This is a genomic window from Gilliamella sp. LMG 34360, assembly GCF_984568995.1.
In genome coordinates this window covers 2,908,827-2,925,646 of the sequence record NZ_OZ474900.1, presented here as the reverse complement: position 1 = coordinate 2,925,646, position 16,820 = coordinate 2,908,827, and the positions used below count along the sequence as shown (strand labels likewise).

General features: G+C 33.4%; 15 protein-coding genes and 1 tRNA gene. 8 read left to right on the top strand and 8 right to left on the bottom strand.

All coding sequences use genetic code 11. The features are described 5' to 3' along the window. The first annotated feature begins 627 nt into the window (after positions 1-627). Complete coding sequence (locus tag AC5LW9_RS13150; protein ID WP_198236694.1) at positions 628-1,257, top strand: Pr6Pr family membrane protein; 630 nt, start codon at positions 628-630, stop codon at positions 1,255-1,257. A gap of 2 nt (positions 1,258-1,259) precedes the next feature. Then, complete coding sequence (gene grxB, locus AC5LW9_RS13145; RefSeq protein WP_198229115.1) at positions 1,260-1,910, top strand: glutaredoxin 2; 651 nt, start codon at positions 1,260-1,262, stop codon at positions 1,908-1,910. A 159-nt stretch (positions 1,911-2,069) separates the two neighbouring features. On the opposite strand, the gene AC5LW9_RS13140 is transcribed toward grxB, so the two are convergent. Continuing rightward, a complete protein-coding gene (locus AC5LW9_RS13140; RefSeq protein WP_493456629.1) occupies positions 2,070-3,104 on the bottom strand; it encodes a tagatose 1,6-diphosphate aldolase in 1,035 nt (344 codons plus the stop codon). A gap of 243 nt (positions 3,105-3,347) precedes the next feature. Between AC5LW9_RS13140 and AC5LW9_RS13135 the strand changes: the two genes are divergently transcribed. From AC5LW9_RS13135 to AC5LW9_RS13125, 3 genes are all read left to right on the top strand, one after another. Next, positions 3,348-4,667 (top strand): MFS transporter, encoded by a 1,320-nt coding sequence (locus AC5LW9_RS13135; RefSeq protein WP_198229116.1) that lies wholly within the window; start codon positions 3,348-3,350, stop codon positions 4,665-4,667. Positions 4,668-5,169: 502 nt separating this feature from the next. Then, positions 5,170-6,204 carry an alcohol dehydrogenase AdhP gene (adhP, locus tag AC5LW9_RS13130; protein ID WP_025314590.1) on the top strand — a complete coding sequence of 345 codons (1,035 nt, stop codon included), beginning with the start codon at positions 5,170-5,172 and terminating at the stop codon, positions 6,202-6,204. A 195-nt stretch (positions 6,205-6,399) separates the two neighbouring features. Continuing rightward, positions 6,400-7,848 carry an APC family permease gene (locus AC5LW9_RS13125; RefSeq protein ID WP_198229118.1) on the top strand — a complete coding sequence of 483 codons (1,449 nt, stop codon included), beginning with the start codon at positions 6,400-6,402 and terminating at the stop codon, positions 7,846-7,848. Between the two features lie 221 nt (positions 7,849-8,069). Here the strand turns inward: AC5LW9_RS13125 and rimL are convergent, their stop codons facing one another. From rimL to AC5LW9_RS13105, 4 genes are all read right to left on the bottom strand, one after another. Then, the gene (gene rimL, locus AC5LW9_RS13120; RefSeq protein WP_493456033.1) at positions 8,070-8,621 is read right to left on the bottom strand and encodes a 50S ribosomal protein L7/L12-serine acetyltransferase; all 552 of its coding nucleotides are present in this window, start codon (positions 8,619-8,621) and stop codon (positions 8,070-8,072) included. Positions 8,622-8,804: 183 nt separating this feature from the next. After that, positions 8,805-10,166, bottom strand: a complete 1,362-nt coding sequence (gene ulaA, locus AC5LW9_RS13115) for a PTS ascorbate transporter subunit IIC (protein ID WP_198236697.1) — start codon at positions 10,164-10,166, stop codon at positions 8,805-8,807. A 20-nt stretch (positions 10,167-10,186) separates the two neighbouring features. Next, entirely contained in the window at positions 10,187-10,459 is a 273-nt protein-coding gene (locus AC5LW9_RS13110; RefSeq protein ID WP_025314594.1) for a PTS sugar transporter subunit IIB, read from the bottom strand. A gap of 31 nt (positions 10,460-10,490) precedes the next feature. Then, the gene (locus AC5LW9_RS13105) at positions 10,491-10,934 is read right to left on the bottom strand and encodes a PTS sugar transporter subunit IIA (protein ID WP_198229121.1); all 444 of its coding nucleotides are present in this window, start codon (positions 10,932-10,934) and stop codon (positions 10,491-10,493) included. Between the two features lie 329 nt (positions 10,935-11,263). On the opposite strand from AC5LW9_RS13105, the gene AC5LW9_RS13100 reads away from it, so the two are divergent. Next, the gene (locus tag AC5LW9_RS13100; RefSeq protein WP_198229122.1) at positions 11,264-12,295 is read left to right on the top strand and encodes a LacI family DNA-binding transcriptional regulator; all 1,032 of its coding nucleotides are present in this window, start codon (positions 11,264-11,266) and stop codon (positions 12,293-12,295) included. A gap of 125 nt (positions 12,296-12,420) precedes the next feature. Here the strand turns inward: AC5LW9_RS13100 and AC5LW9_RS13095 are convergent. Then, a tRNA-Pro gene (locus AC5LW9_RS13095) sits at positions 12,421-12,497 on the bottom strand. Positions 12,498-12,557: 60 nt separating this feature from the next. Further along, complete coding sequence (tgt, locus tag AC5LW9_RS13090; RefSeq protein ID WP_065738437.1) at positions 12,558-13,706, bottom strand: tRNA guanosine(34) transglycosylase Tgt; 1,149 nt, start codon at positions 13,704-13,706, stop codon at positions 12,558-12,560. 134 nt (positions 13,707-13,840) lie between these two features. Between tgt and AC5LW9_RS13085 the strand changes: the two genes are divergently transcribed. Further along, complete coding sequence (locus tag AC5LW9_RS13085) at positions 13,841-14,524, top strand: M48 family metalloprotease (protein ID WP_493456032.1); 684 nt, start codon at positions 13,841-13,843, stop codon at positions 14,522-14,524. Positions 14,525-14,613: 89 nt separating this feature from the next. On the opposite strand, the gene queA is transcribed toward AC5LW9_RS13085, so the two are convergent. Beyond that, a complete protein-coding gene (gene queA, locus AC5LW9_RS13080) occupies positions 14,614-15,657 on the bottom strand; it encodes a tRNA preQ1(34) S-adenosylmethionine ribosyltransferase-isomerase QueA (protein WP_493456031.1) in 1,044 nt (347 codons plus the stop codon). A gap of 186 nt (positions 15,658-15,843) precedes the next feature. Here queA and AC5LW9_RS13075 point away from each other — a divergent pair, with 186 nt between their 5' ends. Then, positions 15,844-16,599 carry a M48 family metalloprotease gene (locus AC5LW9_RS13075; protein ID WP_198229126.1) on the top strand — a complete coding sequence of 252 codons (756 nt, stop codon included), beginning with the start codon at positions 15,844-15,846 and terminating at the stop codon, positions 16,597-16,599. The last annotated feature ends 221 nt before the right edge of the window (positions 16,600-16,820 follow it).

The window sequence follows — 16,820 nt, the reverse complement described above, 5'->3', positions numbered from 1 at the left end:
TTGCAATCTTTTTTTTACATTTCTTTAAATTTTAATTATGTGTATAACTTACTGATATTATTAATAAATAAAATGAAATATTGTTAAAAGTTTGTCACCTAAACATGATCAAACAAGGACTAAAAGAATTTGGTTTTTGCAGATTTTTTATTGGATAATTTTGCACTGAATTTTATTAAGATTTATATATAAAAATCCTTTTTACTCAGACATGGCCATTACCTGAAACTTTTTGACAAAAATAAAGGACTGTACAATGATGAAAAATTTTTTTAATTATTGTTAGAACAAAAAATAGGATTTTAGTTTGAATAAATAACTGGGTTGAGTTTATATAAAAATACAATTATATTAGTAAGTTATAGTTTATTTTGTAAAAAATATTCAGGAGTCTATACCATTTCATAATAAAAACATTCTAAATTTAAATTCTAAGCGCAATTTAACAGTGAACAGTGAGTAGAATTTAGATTAAGCTTTTATATCTAAAAAACGACTTTTATTAAAATACTCTCATAGGATAAAAGTTTTGACATTATTTTTATTAAAAATAACAAATTAATCTATTTTTATAATTTCTTTTTTTTAGATTTACTGATATATACTGCAATACGGTTTTATTTTTTTATGTTTGTTATGTTAAAACGAAATATTAATCTTTTTATTGCATTATATGTGCTATTGGTTGTTGGTCTTGAAACTTATACTTATTGGCATATGCAGCTTCGAAGCTGGCAGCCAGCAACATCAATAGGGCGTATGGTGTTTTATTATAGTTTTTTTACTGTATTATCTAACCTTATGTTGGCAATAAGTTGTTTATGGTTAGCTTTTAGTCCGAATTGTAATCGTTTTATTTTTCGTATTATTCGATTAAATGGGTTGGTAGGTGTAATTATAACGGCTATTGTGTATAACTCGCTTTTACGTGGCATCCATGTTCCACCAAATATATTTATGCGATTCGCTAATGAAAGTTTACATGTTGTTATTCCTCTACTAGGCATATTGAGTTGGCTGATTTGGGGACCCTTTCGACGCATTAGCTTTCGCGTCATTATAGGATCATTAACTACCATGTTAATTTATGCCGTTTATATTTTTGTACTAGGCTTTTTTACTCATTATTATCCGTATCCTTTTATCAATGTGACAAAAATCGGTTATCCACATGCATTGTTTAATGCGAGCATTGTCATGCTGGCATTTATAGGGTTTGCCTATTTATTATGGGCTATTGATTGCTTAAGGAGGTAGAAATGAAATTATATATTTATGAACACTGTCCTTTTTGTGTAAGGGCTAGAATGATTTTTGGTTTAAAAGATATCCCTGTTGAGCTACATGTATTTTTGAGTGATGATTTTAAGTCTCCCGAAAGTATGATTGGTCAAAAGATGGCACCAATTTTACAAAAAGAGGATGGCAGTTATATGCCTGAAAGTCTGGATATTGTTGATTATGTCGATAATCATTATGGAGGAAAGCCTATCTTAATCGGCCCAAAATCGCCAAATATTGAAAAATTAATTAAACAACTACAGCAATATGATTATAAATTAGAGTGTCCACGTTATATCAAACTTGGCTTAGCAGAATTTGCAACTCAAAGTGCGATCAATTACTTTGTCACGAGTAAAACTAAAAAAATCGGCTCATTTGATGAATGCTTAGCACAAACTGATTCATTGGTATCTGAAATATCCAAGTTATTAAACGAGCTTGAACCATTGATTATCTCGCCACAAGCGTGTAATGGGCAATTATCTTTAGATGATATCTGTCTGTTTCCTGTTTTACGTAATTTGACTTGTGTAAAAGGATTACGTTTTCCGCCTAAAGTTAAGGATTATATCGAGTCAATGTCTAAACTAACCAAAGTGAACTTATTTTTTGATAAAGCAATTTAAAATTATTCAGGAGGTTTTAATTTATCTTTTTTGGGTAGTTAATCTTGGTGATAAAATTTTTAGAACTTTAAAAGAGAGTACAGGTAAATAGGATAAAACCCTGTACTCTATCTTTGCTTACTTATAATTTATAACTATTGGGATTGGATTTGAAATTAATTAATCGCCTAATTTAATATCGATCACTTCTATGTTTTGTTTGCCACCATAAATATCGTACCAAGGTGTCGCATACTGTTTTAAAATTTTATTGAGGTGCTCAACATTTTCACGTCCAGTTTTGTCTAACCAGCGTTTTAAGCCCTCTTTACCTTCTTTGGCATACGCTGCAACACCTTCAAACCATGTTGCACGTCCACCTAAAATACCACTGTATTTAGCGCCATTTTCACCCGCAAAAATTAATTCTTGATGGAAAGTTTTGGTTGGTACCCCAGCACTCAAATAGATAAATGGACGAGTTGCTACGTCACAGGCCTGTTTAAAGTAATCAGCTGCTTGTTTTTGGGTGTAAACAACAACATTATTATCATTAAATCCTTCAACATTTTTGAAAAGTACTGGAACTTCAACTTTTAGTACATCAATATAATATTGATTTTTAGTGAACTCTTTAATGGTGTTAATGACTTTTTGAGGCTTTATTTTGGCAAATTCAGGGCTTTTATCATCTGTTACTACATTATCATAGACAATCGGCTCAACAAATAACGGGATATCCGCTGCTCTTGCTTCTGTACCGATACGTTCTAAAAATGCATGTTTTTTTTCTAAAATATCTTGAGGATCATCTGGATTATAATAAACCAAGACTTTTGCAGCATCGGCTCCTTTTTTTAATAACCGTTGTAGAGAGTCTTCTGGCAATACATCAGGTAGTCGACCTGGAGTATTGGCATCATATCCTGTTTTTTCATAAGATATAATTAATCCAGCATCTTTATTTTTTTTAGTCATACCTTTAAAGCCATACTCTTCGTCTAACAAGATTGCACTAACATATTTTGTTAATTCTTGTGAGACAAGCTCTTTAAATTCATACACCATATCTACATGATAGCGATCTTTACCGACTGCCGACTCCATCATTTTTACCATTGAACCGCGTTGGTCAATTGCTAATGCCGCAATAACGCCATCCTGGTTCGATAATTGTTGCATGCGTGTGAATTTACCTCGAGTAATATGTTTTATAGCCATTTTATAACTCTCCATTTAAAAATATCATTTGATTGTAGTTTTAATTTTTAACATATATTAATCATTTAGTGCTGTTTATTTGATCAAATCGCTTATATTTAAAAAAGTTTTTATTTCATGCCAATAATAAAATGTAGGTTGTCATATTTGTTGATATTGTCTTTAAAAAAAATGTTGTTCAGGTATATTAGTAGATTAACGCACACTATGTGTAAAAAATAATTTACAAGGAAAACTATGTCATACACGACACCAATTACGCAAACGCGTACTTTAAATAAACAAGACTACAAAACATTAGCTCTGTCTGCTTTAGGCGGGGCTTTAGAGTTTTATGATTTTATTATATTTGTATTCTTTTCAATTACTATCAGTCATCTATTTTTTCCAGATGATATGCCTGCATGGTTAAGTCAGGTACAAACATTCGGTATTTTCGCTGCAGGTTATTTAATTCGTCCTTTTGGCGGAATTATTATGGCGCACTTTGGTGATCTATTTGGTCGCAAACGAATGTTTACACTTAGTATTCTGCTTATGGCATTACCGACATTATTTATCGGTTGTTTACCTACTTATACCGATATTGGAATTTTTGCACCTTTATTATTATTACTTATGCGATTATGTCAGGGATTGGCAGTAGGGGGCGAAGTACCCGGTGCTTGGACGTTTGTTGCTGAGCATGTGCCAAAAGATAAAATTGGATTAGCATGTGGAATTTTAACCAGTGGCTTAAGTTTAGGTATTTTACTCGGTTCTTTGGTTTCAACTGTTATGAATAAAAGCGTCTCATCCGAACAATTAATCGATTGGGGATGGCGTATTCCTTTTATTATTGGTGGTATTTTTGGTTTGATCGCAATGTATTTGCGCCGTTGGTTAAAAGAAACTCCCATTTTTCTTGAAATTCAAAAACGTAAACAACAAGAATTATCGAATAAAATTCCTGTTGTTACCGTGATAACTCAATATTTACCACAGACAGTATTATCAATGTTACTGACTTGGGTTTTATCTGCCGGTATTATGGTTATTATGTTAATGACGCCTATTTTATTACAAAAATCATTTGATTATTCACCAATTGATGCACTACAAGGCAATATATTAGCAATAATAGGTCTGATTATAAGTTGTACTTTTTATGGCATGATGATGGATAAGTTTACGATGGGTAAGGTCATATTGATTGGTTGCATTCTTGCAGCGCTTGCTATCGCTATTTTTTATTTATCCTTAGATAATCATCAACTTTTATTTATCACTTATTCCCTAGCAGGGTTCTGCGTGGGTATTGTTGGATCTTTTGCCTACTTTATGGTGAAAGTCTTTCCTACCCAAATTCGTTATAGTGGGGTGTCGTTTTCATTTAATATGGCGTATGCCATTGCAGGAGGATTAACGCCATTACTCATATCATTTTTGAGTGACTTTGTGAGCAAAATGGCACCAGCTATGTATGTGGTTGGGTTATTCGCACTCGGTGCATTAATTGGACTATTTTTATTAATGAATAATAATAGTCAAAAATACATTGCAAAAGATATTGGTTAACCATAATTTTTTTAATGTTAAATAAGGAACGAGTATTCAGGCTCGTTCCTTTAAAATATAAAAACATTTTCCTGTCTGTGATTTTCTATTTATTTCATGGCTTAATCTTTCAAAAAGCCTTATACCATCATTAATTGATCTAAAAATTTTATGAGATAAATGTAAAAATTAATCAAGCACTTTTGATTATCTATCGCTAACTTACTTTAAGTTATCAAGTCATTAGGTTAATTCATAATTAAGTTTATTGGTATGATTTATCATTCAAGAGATAACAGCAAAATAAAAAAACAGAGCAAACAATTAATAAAGTTAATTAAGGATGTTTTTTAGCAATTCTAGATTTTTGTCAAAAACTTTGAGGTTAGATATACGTTTCAATCAGGATTATTAAATAATCAAACTTTTTAATAATTTTGTGAAATACCTCATTTTTTTTCAACATAGTTAGGATAGAATAAACTAAGTTATATTTTATTTTAAAATTATTTAGGAGAAAAAAATGAAGGCAGCAGTTGTTAGACAAGAGTGCGATGGTCAAGTTGAGATTAAAGATATTCCTCTCCGTCCATTGGAAGCAGGTGAAGCTTTAGTTGAAGTTGAATATTGTGGTCTTTGTCATACAGATCTTCATGTCGCGGCGGGTGATTTTGGTAAAAAACCCGGTCGTGTTATTGGGCATGAGGGAGTAGGGATCGTTACTAAAATAGCTCCAGATGTGAAAAGTTTAAAAATTGGTGATCGTGTTAGTATTGCTTGGTTCCATGCTGGTTGTGGTTCATGTGAATATTGTATTTCAGGTCAGGAAACCTTTTGCCGTAATGTTTTAAATTCTGGATATAGTGTCGATGGTGGTATGGCAGAACAGTGTATTGTCAAAGCAGATTACGCAGTTAAAGTGCCAGAGGGATTAGATCCAGCTCAAGCAACCAGCGTAACTTGTGCTGGAGTAACAACTTACAAAGGCATCAAAGTTGCAGACACTAAACCTGGTCAATGGCTTGCGGTATTTGGTATTGGCGGTTTAGGTACTCTAGCTGTTGAATATGGCAAAAAAGTGTTCAACAATAAAGTAGTGGCGATTAGTAATAGTGACAGCCAATTAGAACTATGTAAAGAGCTTGGCGCCGACTTGCTTGTTAACCCTAAAAAAGTGGCAGACGTAGGTGCTTATATTAAAGAACATACAGGTGGTGGTGTGCATGGTGCAGTGGTAACATCAGTCACTAAAACAGCTTTTAATCAAGCAATTGAGTCTGTTCGTCCTTTAGGTAGAGTTGTCGCTTTAGGTCTCCCTTCTGAAACGATGGATTTAAGTATTCCTAAAACAGTATTAGATGGTATTCAAGTTTTAGGTTCATTGGTTGGTACGCGTCAAGATTTAGCCGAAGCATTCCAATTTAGTGCTGAAGGTAAAGTTGTGCCAATTGTTGAAAAACGTCCATTAGAAGATATCAACGATATGATTAACGAAATGAGAGAAGGTAAAATTCGTGGTCGTATGGTTGTTGATATGAAAATGAAAAAACAGAAATAATTGTTTTCTATATTAAGTTAAAAACCAATAAAAGCTGGCTTAATGCCGGCTTTTTTCATGATCAAATATTAATTTATCCGTTTTACTTTCGCTACCTTTACTATCAATAATATTAATCTTTCTTGTATTTTATTAATAAATCCCTATCATAAATCAATTTTGCTCGCTAATTTAATATGTTTTAAGAGGACCTATATGGAAGATCACAATTTAGAAAATAATTTACGGAAAGATCTTGGTTTAGTTTCTGCATTGTCGCTGGTTGTTGGTATGGTTTTAGGGGCTGGCGCATTTATGAAACCACCTGCCGTATTAGAAGTTGCCGGTGATTATAACTATGCACTGTTAGCGTGGATCATTGGTGGTGTTTTCTCTATTTGTGGTGGGTTAACGCTTTGTGAATTAGGTGTTATGTTTCCACGTACGGGCGGTATGTTGGTTTATCTGGAAAAAATTTACGGCTCAAAAGTTTCTCATCTTTATGGTTGGATGATTACCGTGCTTTTTGCTCCATCATTAGTTGGGGCATTGGTAGGATATTTTAGTTCGGTATTTTGCCTGTTATTTGGTATTGATGATTCTTATAAAATGGCAGTAAGTGCTGGCGTTTTAGGATTTATTGCTGTTATTAACGCTATTGGCGTTAAGCAAGCAGGTTATTTGCAAACGATAGCTACTGCTTGTAAGCTTATTCCTATTTTATTGTTAGCCGTATTTGGACTATGGAAAGGTAATGGTCAAGTAGCATTATTTAGTGCTAGTGGTCAAGGGATTGAAACTTATGCTCCATTTGCTGTAGCTATTTTGGCTACCTTATTTGCTTATGATGGTTGGGCTCAAGTTGCCTCTGTTGCTGGTGAAATTCATAATCCGGCAAAAGTGCTACCTAAAGCAATTATTTTGGGTATCATATTTTTAGTTGTTGTTTATGCCTGTATCAATATTGCATTGTTTAAAATTTTTCCTGTCCAAGAGATGGTATCACTTGGTCATGATGCTTCGGCCGTTGCCTCACAACGTATGTTTGGCAATTTGGGTGGTAATTTAGTTGCGGTTGGCATTATGATCTCAATTTTAGGTGGGATTAATGGTTATATTATGACGTTATCTCGTACAATTTTCAGTATGGCAGAACGAGGAACCATCATTGGAGCGCGTTATTTAAGTACAATCGATGATGATAGTCGCTCACCAGTTAATGCTATATGTGTATTAGTGATATTTTCTTTTTTATATTCAATTTTACTGGATGCTGATCGTTTATCTGAAATCTCAATGTTTTCAATTTGGGTATTTTATTTATTAACATTTATTGGTGTAATCATCGCTCGTAAAAAATATGCCGATATCCCAAGATCTTATAAAGTTATTGGTTATCCAATCATTCCAATTATCGCAATTTTGGGGGCTATGTATGTTATTTATGGTATGCTTGTTTATCAAACTTTTAATGGTATTGCGTCAATCATTCTAACTTTAATCGGTTTACCTTTATATTATTATTACCACAGAAAGAATAAGAATAAAGAGCTTTCACTTGGTGAAATGAAAAAATATAAAGTGAAAATGCAATATACCATTGCAGTTTCTACAATGATCATCGTTGCTCTGTTAGCTCTTTATGGTAACGTGTTTAGTAAATAATCAGAGAATATATTTAACTTATTTTGAAATGAATCATTTCAACGTTATAAAAGTAAAAACCGACATTATGAAGTGACCCCATACAGTTGGACACTTTTATTAAGCTGCTTGTAAGGCCTGATTTCGATATTAACCGGAGTCAGGCCTTTTAATTTAATCAGTAATAAAATATTTAATATAAAGTTAGTGAGGAATTATTTTGTTATAATTTGGTGACAATTTTAAAGGTACATTGAAATTAGACCATAAATATTTTGATCATGATAAATTCCATTTAAATATTCAGCCTGTTTAAGTGTTCCTTCATAACTAAAACCGCATCGCTTAGCAACCGCATTACTTTTAGGATTATCCACTGAGCATTTAATAACAAATCGTTTAATTATTTTTTGTGATGCATAGTAGTGAGTAAGTGCTTGAATTGCTTGTGTCATAATACCTTTACCTTCTGCTTGGCTATCGAGCCAATAACCAATATAGGCTGTCTTATTGTTTTTATCTATTCGATTAAAAGACAATAAGCCGACAGGATTATTATCCAGTAAAATTACATAAGTTTTGGTAATATCTTTTTGGTGCTCAACTGAACAATTATCTAAAAAATTTGATGTGTCTGCTTCATTATTGACAAACTTAGGCCAAGCCATAAATTGACTAAAATTATCACGATTAACATCAATAATATTGTATAACTTAGATGAATATTGTCGATCCGATGGCACTAAATGAATATGTTCATTGACAAAGATACTTTGTTGATTGGTATTTGTCATTAATTATTCCTTTAAGAGAGTACAACCAATTCTGTGTTAATATAACTTTAAGAATAACATAAACTTTACTTAATTAAAGAATTATATTTTTAGTTTTATCTTTAGCGTTAATTATAAAAAATTACCAGATCATTTGATCTGGTAATTTAATTGTTACTTAAAATTAATTAAAAAATTTTAAGCTTAATCATTTGCAGTTTTCTTATTTTTTAACATGTAGTTGTGGATAACCAGAAGAGCAAAAATAGCAACAATAATAATCATTATTATATCTTTGTTAAACCATTTAGCCATATTACCTAAAATAATACCAATACCACAGAAATCGACATCAGAGAAAGTCGTATTAGCAAAACCAAGCGAACCTAAAACAGGTAATAAAAGTACAGGTAAAAATGTGACTAATAAACCATTAGCAAATGCGCCAAGCATTGCACCTCGACGTCCGCCCATAGCATTACCGAAAACACCAGCAGTTGCACCACAGAAGAAATGAGGAACTACGCCAGGTAAAATTAGTACAGCATTTAATTGACCTAATACAAATAGACCAACTAATCCACCAAGGAAACTAAATAAAAAACCAATTAATACAGCGTTTGGTGCATATGGGAAAACAACTGGACAATCTAAGGCTGGTTTGGCATTCGGCACGAGTTTTTCTGAAAAACCTGTAAATGCTGGAACAATTTCAGCAAGAATTAACCGTACGCCTTGTAGAATAATAAATACCCCAGCAGCAAAGGTAATTGCTTCGATAATTGCATAAACTAGGTAATTATCCCCCTTACTTAAATTTGTTTGGACATAATCAGGTCCAGCAAAAACGGCAAGGATCAAATAGATTATCATCATTGTTAATGAAATTGAAATTGAGCTATCACGCAAGAAACTTAGATTTTTAGGTAAATTCATCTCTTCTGTTGAGCGAGAGTTTTTACCAGCGACTTGACCAAGCGCTCCTGCCAATACATAACCTAAGGTGCCAAAGTGACCAAATGCTACATCATTATTTCCTGTGATTTTACGCATATATGGTTGAGCCATTGCAGGGAAAAACGCCATAATTAGCCCAAGTACTAGGGCTCCAGTAAAGACTAATTGCCAACCTTCAAAACCCGCAACCGTTAGAATAATGCTGATCATACACGCCATATAAAAGGTATGATGTCCAGTTAAAAAGATAAATTTTAAACATGTAAAACGCGCAACCACAATATTAGCAATCATTCCAAAAGCCATGATTAATGCTGTTGCTGCACCATATTCATTTAATGCCATGGATACGATAGCTTCATTATTAGGGATGATGCCTTGTAGTTTAAAAGCCTCTTCAAACATCATACCTAATGGTGTAATCGCACTAATAAGTACGCTTGCACCACCGCCTAAAACTAAAAATCCTAAAATAGTTTTAACGGTTCCTTTTACTGTATCAGCAAAGGATTTGCGTTGGGCTATTAACCCAACCATAGCAATCATACCAACTAATACGGCCGGTACTTTTAAAATATCAACGATAAATTTAACGACTTCTTGAATCATCGCAACACCTCATTATCTAACTATTGCTTAGCGAAATGTTCAACGAGTTTGGACTCCAAATCATTGATATCAATTATATTATTTAGAACTACTAGTTTATCGCTAGGAATGCCAGAGCTGTCTGCTAAATCTTTAGTCATAACAAATAAATCAGCTTGTTCTGGGGTTGCTGAGGCAAGATCTGCATGCGTTACTTCTGCATCAATATTTAATTTTTTTAGAACTTTTTTGATATTCATTTCAACCATAAAACTGCTACCAAGACCTGAACCACAAACTGCCATAATTTTCATTTTATTTATCCTTTTCTTAGTTTTATTAAATTTAATAACGATTGATCACAGCTAAAATTTGATCACTATTTTGTGCATTAAAAATTGTCTGCATATCGTTTGATTCACCAAACAGCTCAGCTAATTGAGTTAACATTTCAATATGGCTTGTATTATCACTGGCTGCTAATAAAGTAATTAAATATACGGGGTCATTTTCTGATGAATTAAATTTCACTCCTTGTTTGACCAGTAACATAGATAAGCCCAGTTGATTGACACCTTGCTCTGGTCTAGCATGCGGCATAGCGATACCCGGTGCCAATACGTAGTAAGGTCCAATTGATTCATGTAATTGAAAAATTGCTTGGACATAATTTGGCGAAATGGCATTATTTTCTAATAATGGTTTTGCACAAATTTGTATCGCTTCTTTCCAATCTTCAACAGAATCAACAATATTGACTGTTTGGCTGGTTAACCATTTACCTAACATTTTTCCTCCATTAAACCTGATATCATCAATTGTTAGTTTAAAAAATAACATACTAAATAAGAATAGAAATAAAAAAATATTAGAAATGTGATAGCGCTATCAAAGTTGATGAAAATTTTTCTCATTTTGTGATGAAAGTAACATTTTTGATATAACGATTATAAAATAGTTATTTAGACGTAATAGTATTATAGAAATGAGAGTGATTTCGAAGTGATTGTATCACACTTTTCTATTATTAATTGTCTATTATCGATTTTTTCTGCTTTGCTACCACTAATATAAGATTTATTTAAAAAAGTTAAGATTAAATTTAATCGGAATGAAAGATGCAAGAAATAAAGAAGCGTAAAACTACAGGACAGATTACTTTATTCGATGTTGCAAAATATGCGGGTGTCGGAACGATGACCGTATCTAGAGCTTTACGAACTCCAGATCGCGTTTCAGATAAACTTCGCCAAAAAATTCAAATTGCTGTCGATGCTTTAGGATATAAACCTAATGTTGCTGCAAGTTTGCTAGCCTCTGCATCGGCAAATCGAGTCATTGCTGTTATCACACCTAAAATATATGATCATTCCGCTCAATTATGGTTAAATTCACTTCAAACACACTTGGCAAAAGAGGGGTATACTACCTTACTTATTGAATCTTATCATTACTATAAATTTGAATCGCAAATGTTAGATGCTTTATATAGTCATAACCTTGAAGCTATATTGCTATTTCAAGTTGAAGATGAAAGTTTTATTAAGCAAATTGTGCAAAATAAAATTGTTCCTATTTTGAATATTGGTAAAGATTATGGTGGATTAACTAATATAAATGTTGGAATAGATGATAGTTTGGCTATGTATATGCTCACTGAACATGTCATTAAAAAAGGTTATCAACATATTGGGTTACTTTGTGCTAACCAAGAATATCAAATTTTTCAACAACGCTTACACGGATGGTATAAAGCTATGTTAGCTTATCATCTCCCTACACATCGAGTTATTAATGCAGCTAAACCAGCCAATTTTAGTACAGGAAGTGAGTTGTTACCCGATATGTTATTAAATTGGCCAGAACTAGACGCATTAATTTGTACGACAGATGAATTAGCTTGTGGGGTACTGTATGAATGTCAGCGTCGACATATTCGAGTACCTTATCAATTAGCCGTAAGTGGTTTTGGTGATAATGAGTTTAGCCAAGTGAGCTTTCCCGCATTAACAACAGTCGCTTTACCGTATAAAGAAATCGGTGAATATACAGCCACTCTGCTATTAGATAATTTAAAGAATAAAAAAGTAACAAATGAAATGGATTTGTCAGCGTTTGTACCAGTCATTCGAATGCGGGCGAGTGTTTAATTAGCTTTATTAAGAAAGATAATTAGAATTATTAAGATTGGCTCGAACCTCTGGTCGGTTCTCATCCTCTCAAAGAGCAGATAACAAAAAAGCCTACTCAATGAGTAAGCTTTTTTATTTAAAATTGGTCGGCGAGAGAGGATTCGAACCTCCGACCCACTGGTCCCAAACCAGTTGCGCTACCAAGCTGCGCTACTCGCCGTTAGGAAGCGCATAATACTGCGCTAACTAAAAAGTGTCAATACTTACCTAAAAAAATATACTAGTTATTTTCAGATTTTGTGAATGGGGCAGGTTTTTTACCAATACGTTGATAAAATTCGATAACAAATTCTTCATAACGTTTATTTGCCACAGCTTCACGAATCTCTGCCATTAGGCGTTGGTAATAACGCAAATTATGAATGGTGTTTAATCGTGCGCCTAAAATTTCCCCACATTTATCTAAGTGGTGTAGATAAGATTTTGTGTAATTTTTACATGTGTAACAATCACAATGAGGATCCAGCGGTGTTGTATCATCTTTATATTTGGCATTACGAATTTTGATTACACCATCAGTTACAAATAGGTGACCATTGCGTGCGTTACGAGTTGGCATTACACAGTCAAACATATCGATGCCACGACGTACGCCTTCCACTAAATCTTCTGGTTTACCAACCCCCATCAAATAACGTGGTTTATCAGCAGGTAATTGTGGGCATGTGCCTTCCAATATACGATGCATATCCTCTTTTGGTTCGCCAACGGCAAGGCCTCCAACAGCATAACCATCAAACCCAATTTCTGTTAATCCTTTAATTGATATGTCACGTAATTCTTGATGTATACCACCTTGAACAATACCAAATAGGGCATTTTTATTGCCTAACTCATCAAAGCGTTTTCTGCTGCGTTTGGCCCAACGTAGTGACATCTCCATTGATTTTTTCACATAATCCCAGTCGGCAGGAAATGGCGCACATTCGTCAAATATCATGACGATGTCAGAACCAAGATCATATTGGATTTCCATGGAAATTTCTGGTGATAAAAAGATTTTATCTCCATTGATTGGATTCCTAAAATAGACGCCTTCTTCTTTAATTTTTCGAATATCGCCTAAACTAAATACCTGAAAACCACCTGAATCTGTTAAGATTGGACCATGCCATTGCATGAAATCATGCAAATCACCATGTTTACGCATGATTTCTTGACCAGGTCTTAGCCATAAATGGAAGGTATTGCCTAATAAGATTTGAGCTCCTGTTGCGGCAACTTCTTCAGGTGTCATACCTTTTACCGTTCCATAAGTTCCGACAGGCATAAATGCAGGAGTTTCTACCGTATATTCGACTCCACGACGATCGAATTTCATACGTCCACGACGAGCTAAGCCGTCGGTATTATCTAATTCAAATTTCATTTATTTACCTCTTGCGACCAAATAAACAGTTTGGCGCGAATTATTGATATAATGCGTTGTGTACTATTACATTGCGGCGGATAGTTTATCGTGCTTGACTTGAATTAACAACTTTTGAAAGGATTTTAAGAATTGTGAACTATGTTATATTGATATTTTCATTATTATTGATATTTTTGTCGACCGCATGTCAAAATCATACAAACATTCGTACAGCTAAACGGATACCGTCTGAAGCAGTAAAATTTTTATCCGAACAAGACATACTTGCTATTAGTCAACAAGCGTGTAATGAAATGGATCATAGGGCGACAATTCCAGCCAATAATCATGCTTTAAGTAAACGCTTAAATAAAATCGCTAAAACATTGCCTAACAATATTAATAATAACGAAATAAATTATAAGGTTTATTTGAATACGGAACCCAATGCTTGGTCAACTGCAAATGGATGTATTCGAGTGAATAGTGGATTGATTAAATTATTAACAGATAATGAATTGCAAGCCGTATTGGCGCATGAACAAGGACATATTGCACTTAAACATGCTATAAAATCATTTCGACAGGCTCCTTATATCGAAATTACCGATAAAGCCAATGAAATTATTATTATGGTAAAACAAGAAATTGCGCAACAGTATGAAGTTGAGGCAGATGAATATGCTTTGAATCTTTTATTAAAAGAAAAAATTGATCCCATAGGTTTGGTAAATATGTTATCTAAAATGCCCATTCATGCATCAGAATATCCGACATCTCATCCGTCAAATTTGCATCGCAAGAATAATATTTTAGATAAATTAAAGCATAAATAGGTAATTAAAATGGTTAAATGGAAAAGTTACCAACCAAATTTGCCATATCAGCTTGATTAGGCAACTTTCCATTAAATGTTGATAAAATTTTAGAGTGATTCATTCGATTGTTTAGTGATAAACATTGCATCACCATAACTAAAAAATCGATATTGTTGCTTAACCGCTTCTTGATAAGCATTCATCGTATTTTCATATCCTGCAAATGCTGATACAAGCATAATTAATGTTGATTCGGGTAGATGAAAATTTGTGATCAGTGAATCAATAACATTAAAGTGGTAGCCTGGGTAAATAAATATCTGTGTATCAGCAAAAAAAGGAGCAATTTCCCCAGTTTTTTGTGCTGCGCTTTCAAGAGCCCTAACCGAGGTAGTTCCCACAGCGATGACTTTATTACCTCTGGCTTTGCAGGCTAATACCGCTTTAACAACTTCCTCTGTAACCTCCGCATACTCTGCGTGCATAACATGAGTTTCGATATTCTCAACTCTTACTGGTTGAAATGTCCCTGCGCCAACATGTAAAGTGACAAATGCCATTTCAACGCCTTTTTGTTTCAGTTTTTCTAATAAGCTTTCATCAAAATGAAGTCCAGCGGTAGGTGCTGCAACCGCTCCCGGTACTTTATTGTATACGGTTTGATAAACTTCACGATCTTGGTCATCATCAGGTCTGTCAATATAAGGTGGTAAAGGTATATGACCGATTTTATTTAAAATAGTAAGTACATCGTCCGGAAATTGTAATTCAAAAAGGCTATCATGACGAGCGACCATCGTTACAGTAACCGATGAGTCTTCTCCTAATATTAATTCAGCGCCTTCTTTAGGCGATTTTGACGCTTTTACATGTGCAAGTGCACGATTCCCATCTAATAATCGTTCAATAAGTATTTCAATTTTACCGCCAGATGATTTTTTTCCATAAACGCGAGCAGGTATGACTCTAGTGTTATTAACAATAAGCAAATCGCCTGGATTAATTTTGTCGACAATGTCAGTAAAAAAACCATGGTTAGTGTTACCTGTTTTTCCATCAAGTGATAAAAGCCGGCATGCACTTCTCGTTTCTGCTGGATATTTGGCAATGAGTTCTTTAGGAAGTGTAAAATCGAAATCAGATAATTGCATAAATTTGTACCTTAAAAAATGGGTGATTAGTCTAAATCTCATATACTGAGTAATCAAGTAATTATTTTTCAAGTTATAAAACAAGTAATTATTTATTGATTATTATTAAAGTTAGTTTAAAATTTCTGCGTCTAACTTAACTTAGTTTAGATGGATATAAATAATTATTTAAATAAGGAAAATATTATGAAAAAACATCAAAAAACATTATTAGTTGCATTACCTTTAGTCGCAGCTATGTCCCTAACTGGCTGTAATATGAATCCAGATGATTTAGCTAACCTAGGAATGAAAGGTCTTCAAGCTGCAACATTAAGTGACAATGATGTTAAACAATTAAGTAAAGATGCTTGTGCACAAATGGATGCTCAGTCAAAAGTTGCTTCAGCAAAAAACGCTTACTCTAAAAGGTTAAACAAAATCGTCAAAGCTTTAGGTAACAACGTTGATGGTACACCAATTAATTATAGAGTATATATCACTAAAGATGTTAATGCTTGGGCAATGGCGAACGGTTGCGTGCGTGTCTATAGTGGTTTAATGGATTTGATGACAGATAATGAAATTCAAGGTGTTTTAGGTCATGAATTAGGTCATGTTGCTTTAGGTCATAGTAAAAAAGCGATGCAAATTGCTTATGCAACTGAAATTGCTCAAGATGCAGCCGCTGCGTCTGGTAATGCTGCAATTGCTTCAATATCTAAATCTAAATTAGGTGCTTTAGCATCAGCAGTAATTAATTCTCAATTCTCACAAAAACAAGAACAAGAAGCTGATAATTATTCATTTGATTTCTTAGTTAAGAAAAAAATTAATCCAGAAGGACTTGCTACTGCATTTGATAAATTAGGTGGTGGAGACTCTTCAATATTGAGTAGTCATCCATCTTCTAAATCAAGAGCAGCAAATATTCGCAAAAAACTTGCACAAATAAAAAAATAAAAACCACCTAATATTAAAAAGCGCCATTCATGGCGTTTTTTTATATAACTTTTATGCAATTACACTTCTAAATTAGTACAAAATTATCGTCAGTAACCTTATCCCTTTTCTTCTAACCTATTAAGTAATATATGGTTATTTTCTGAAATTCAGTATATTCAAGATGAGTATGGCGAAAGTTATATGGTGGAAATAATTAGTCTTACTCAATGACAACAAAA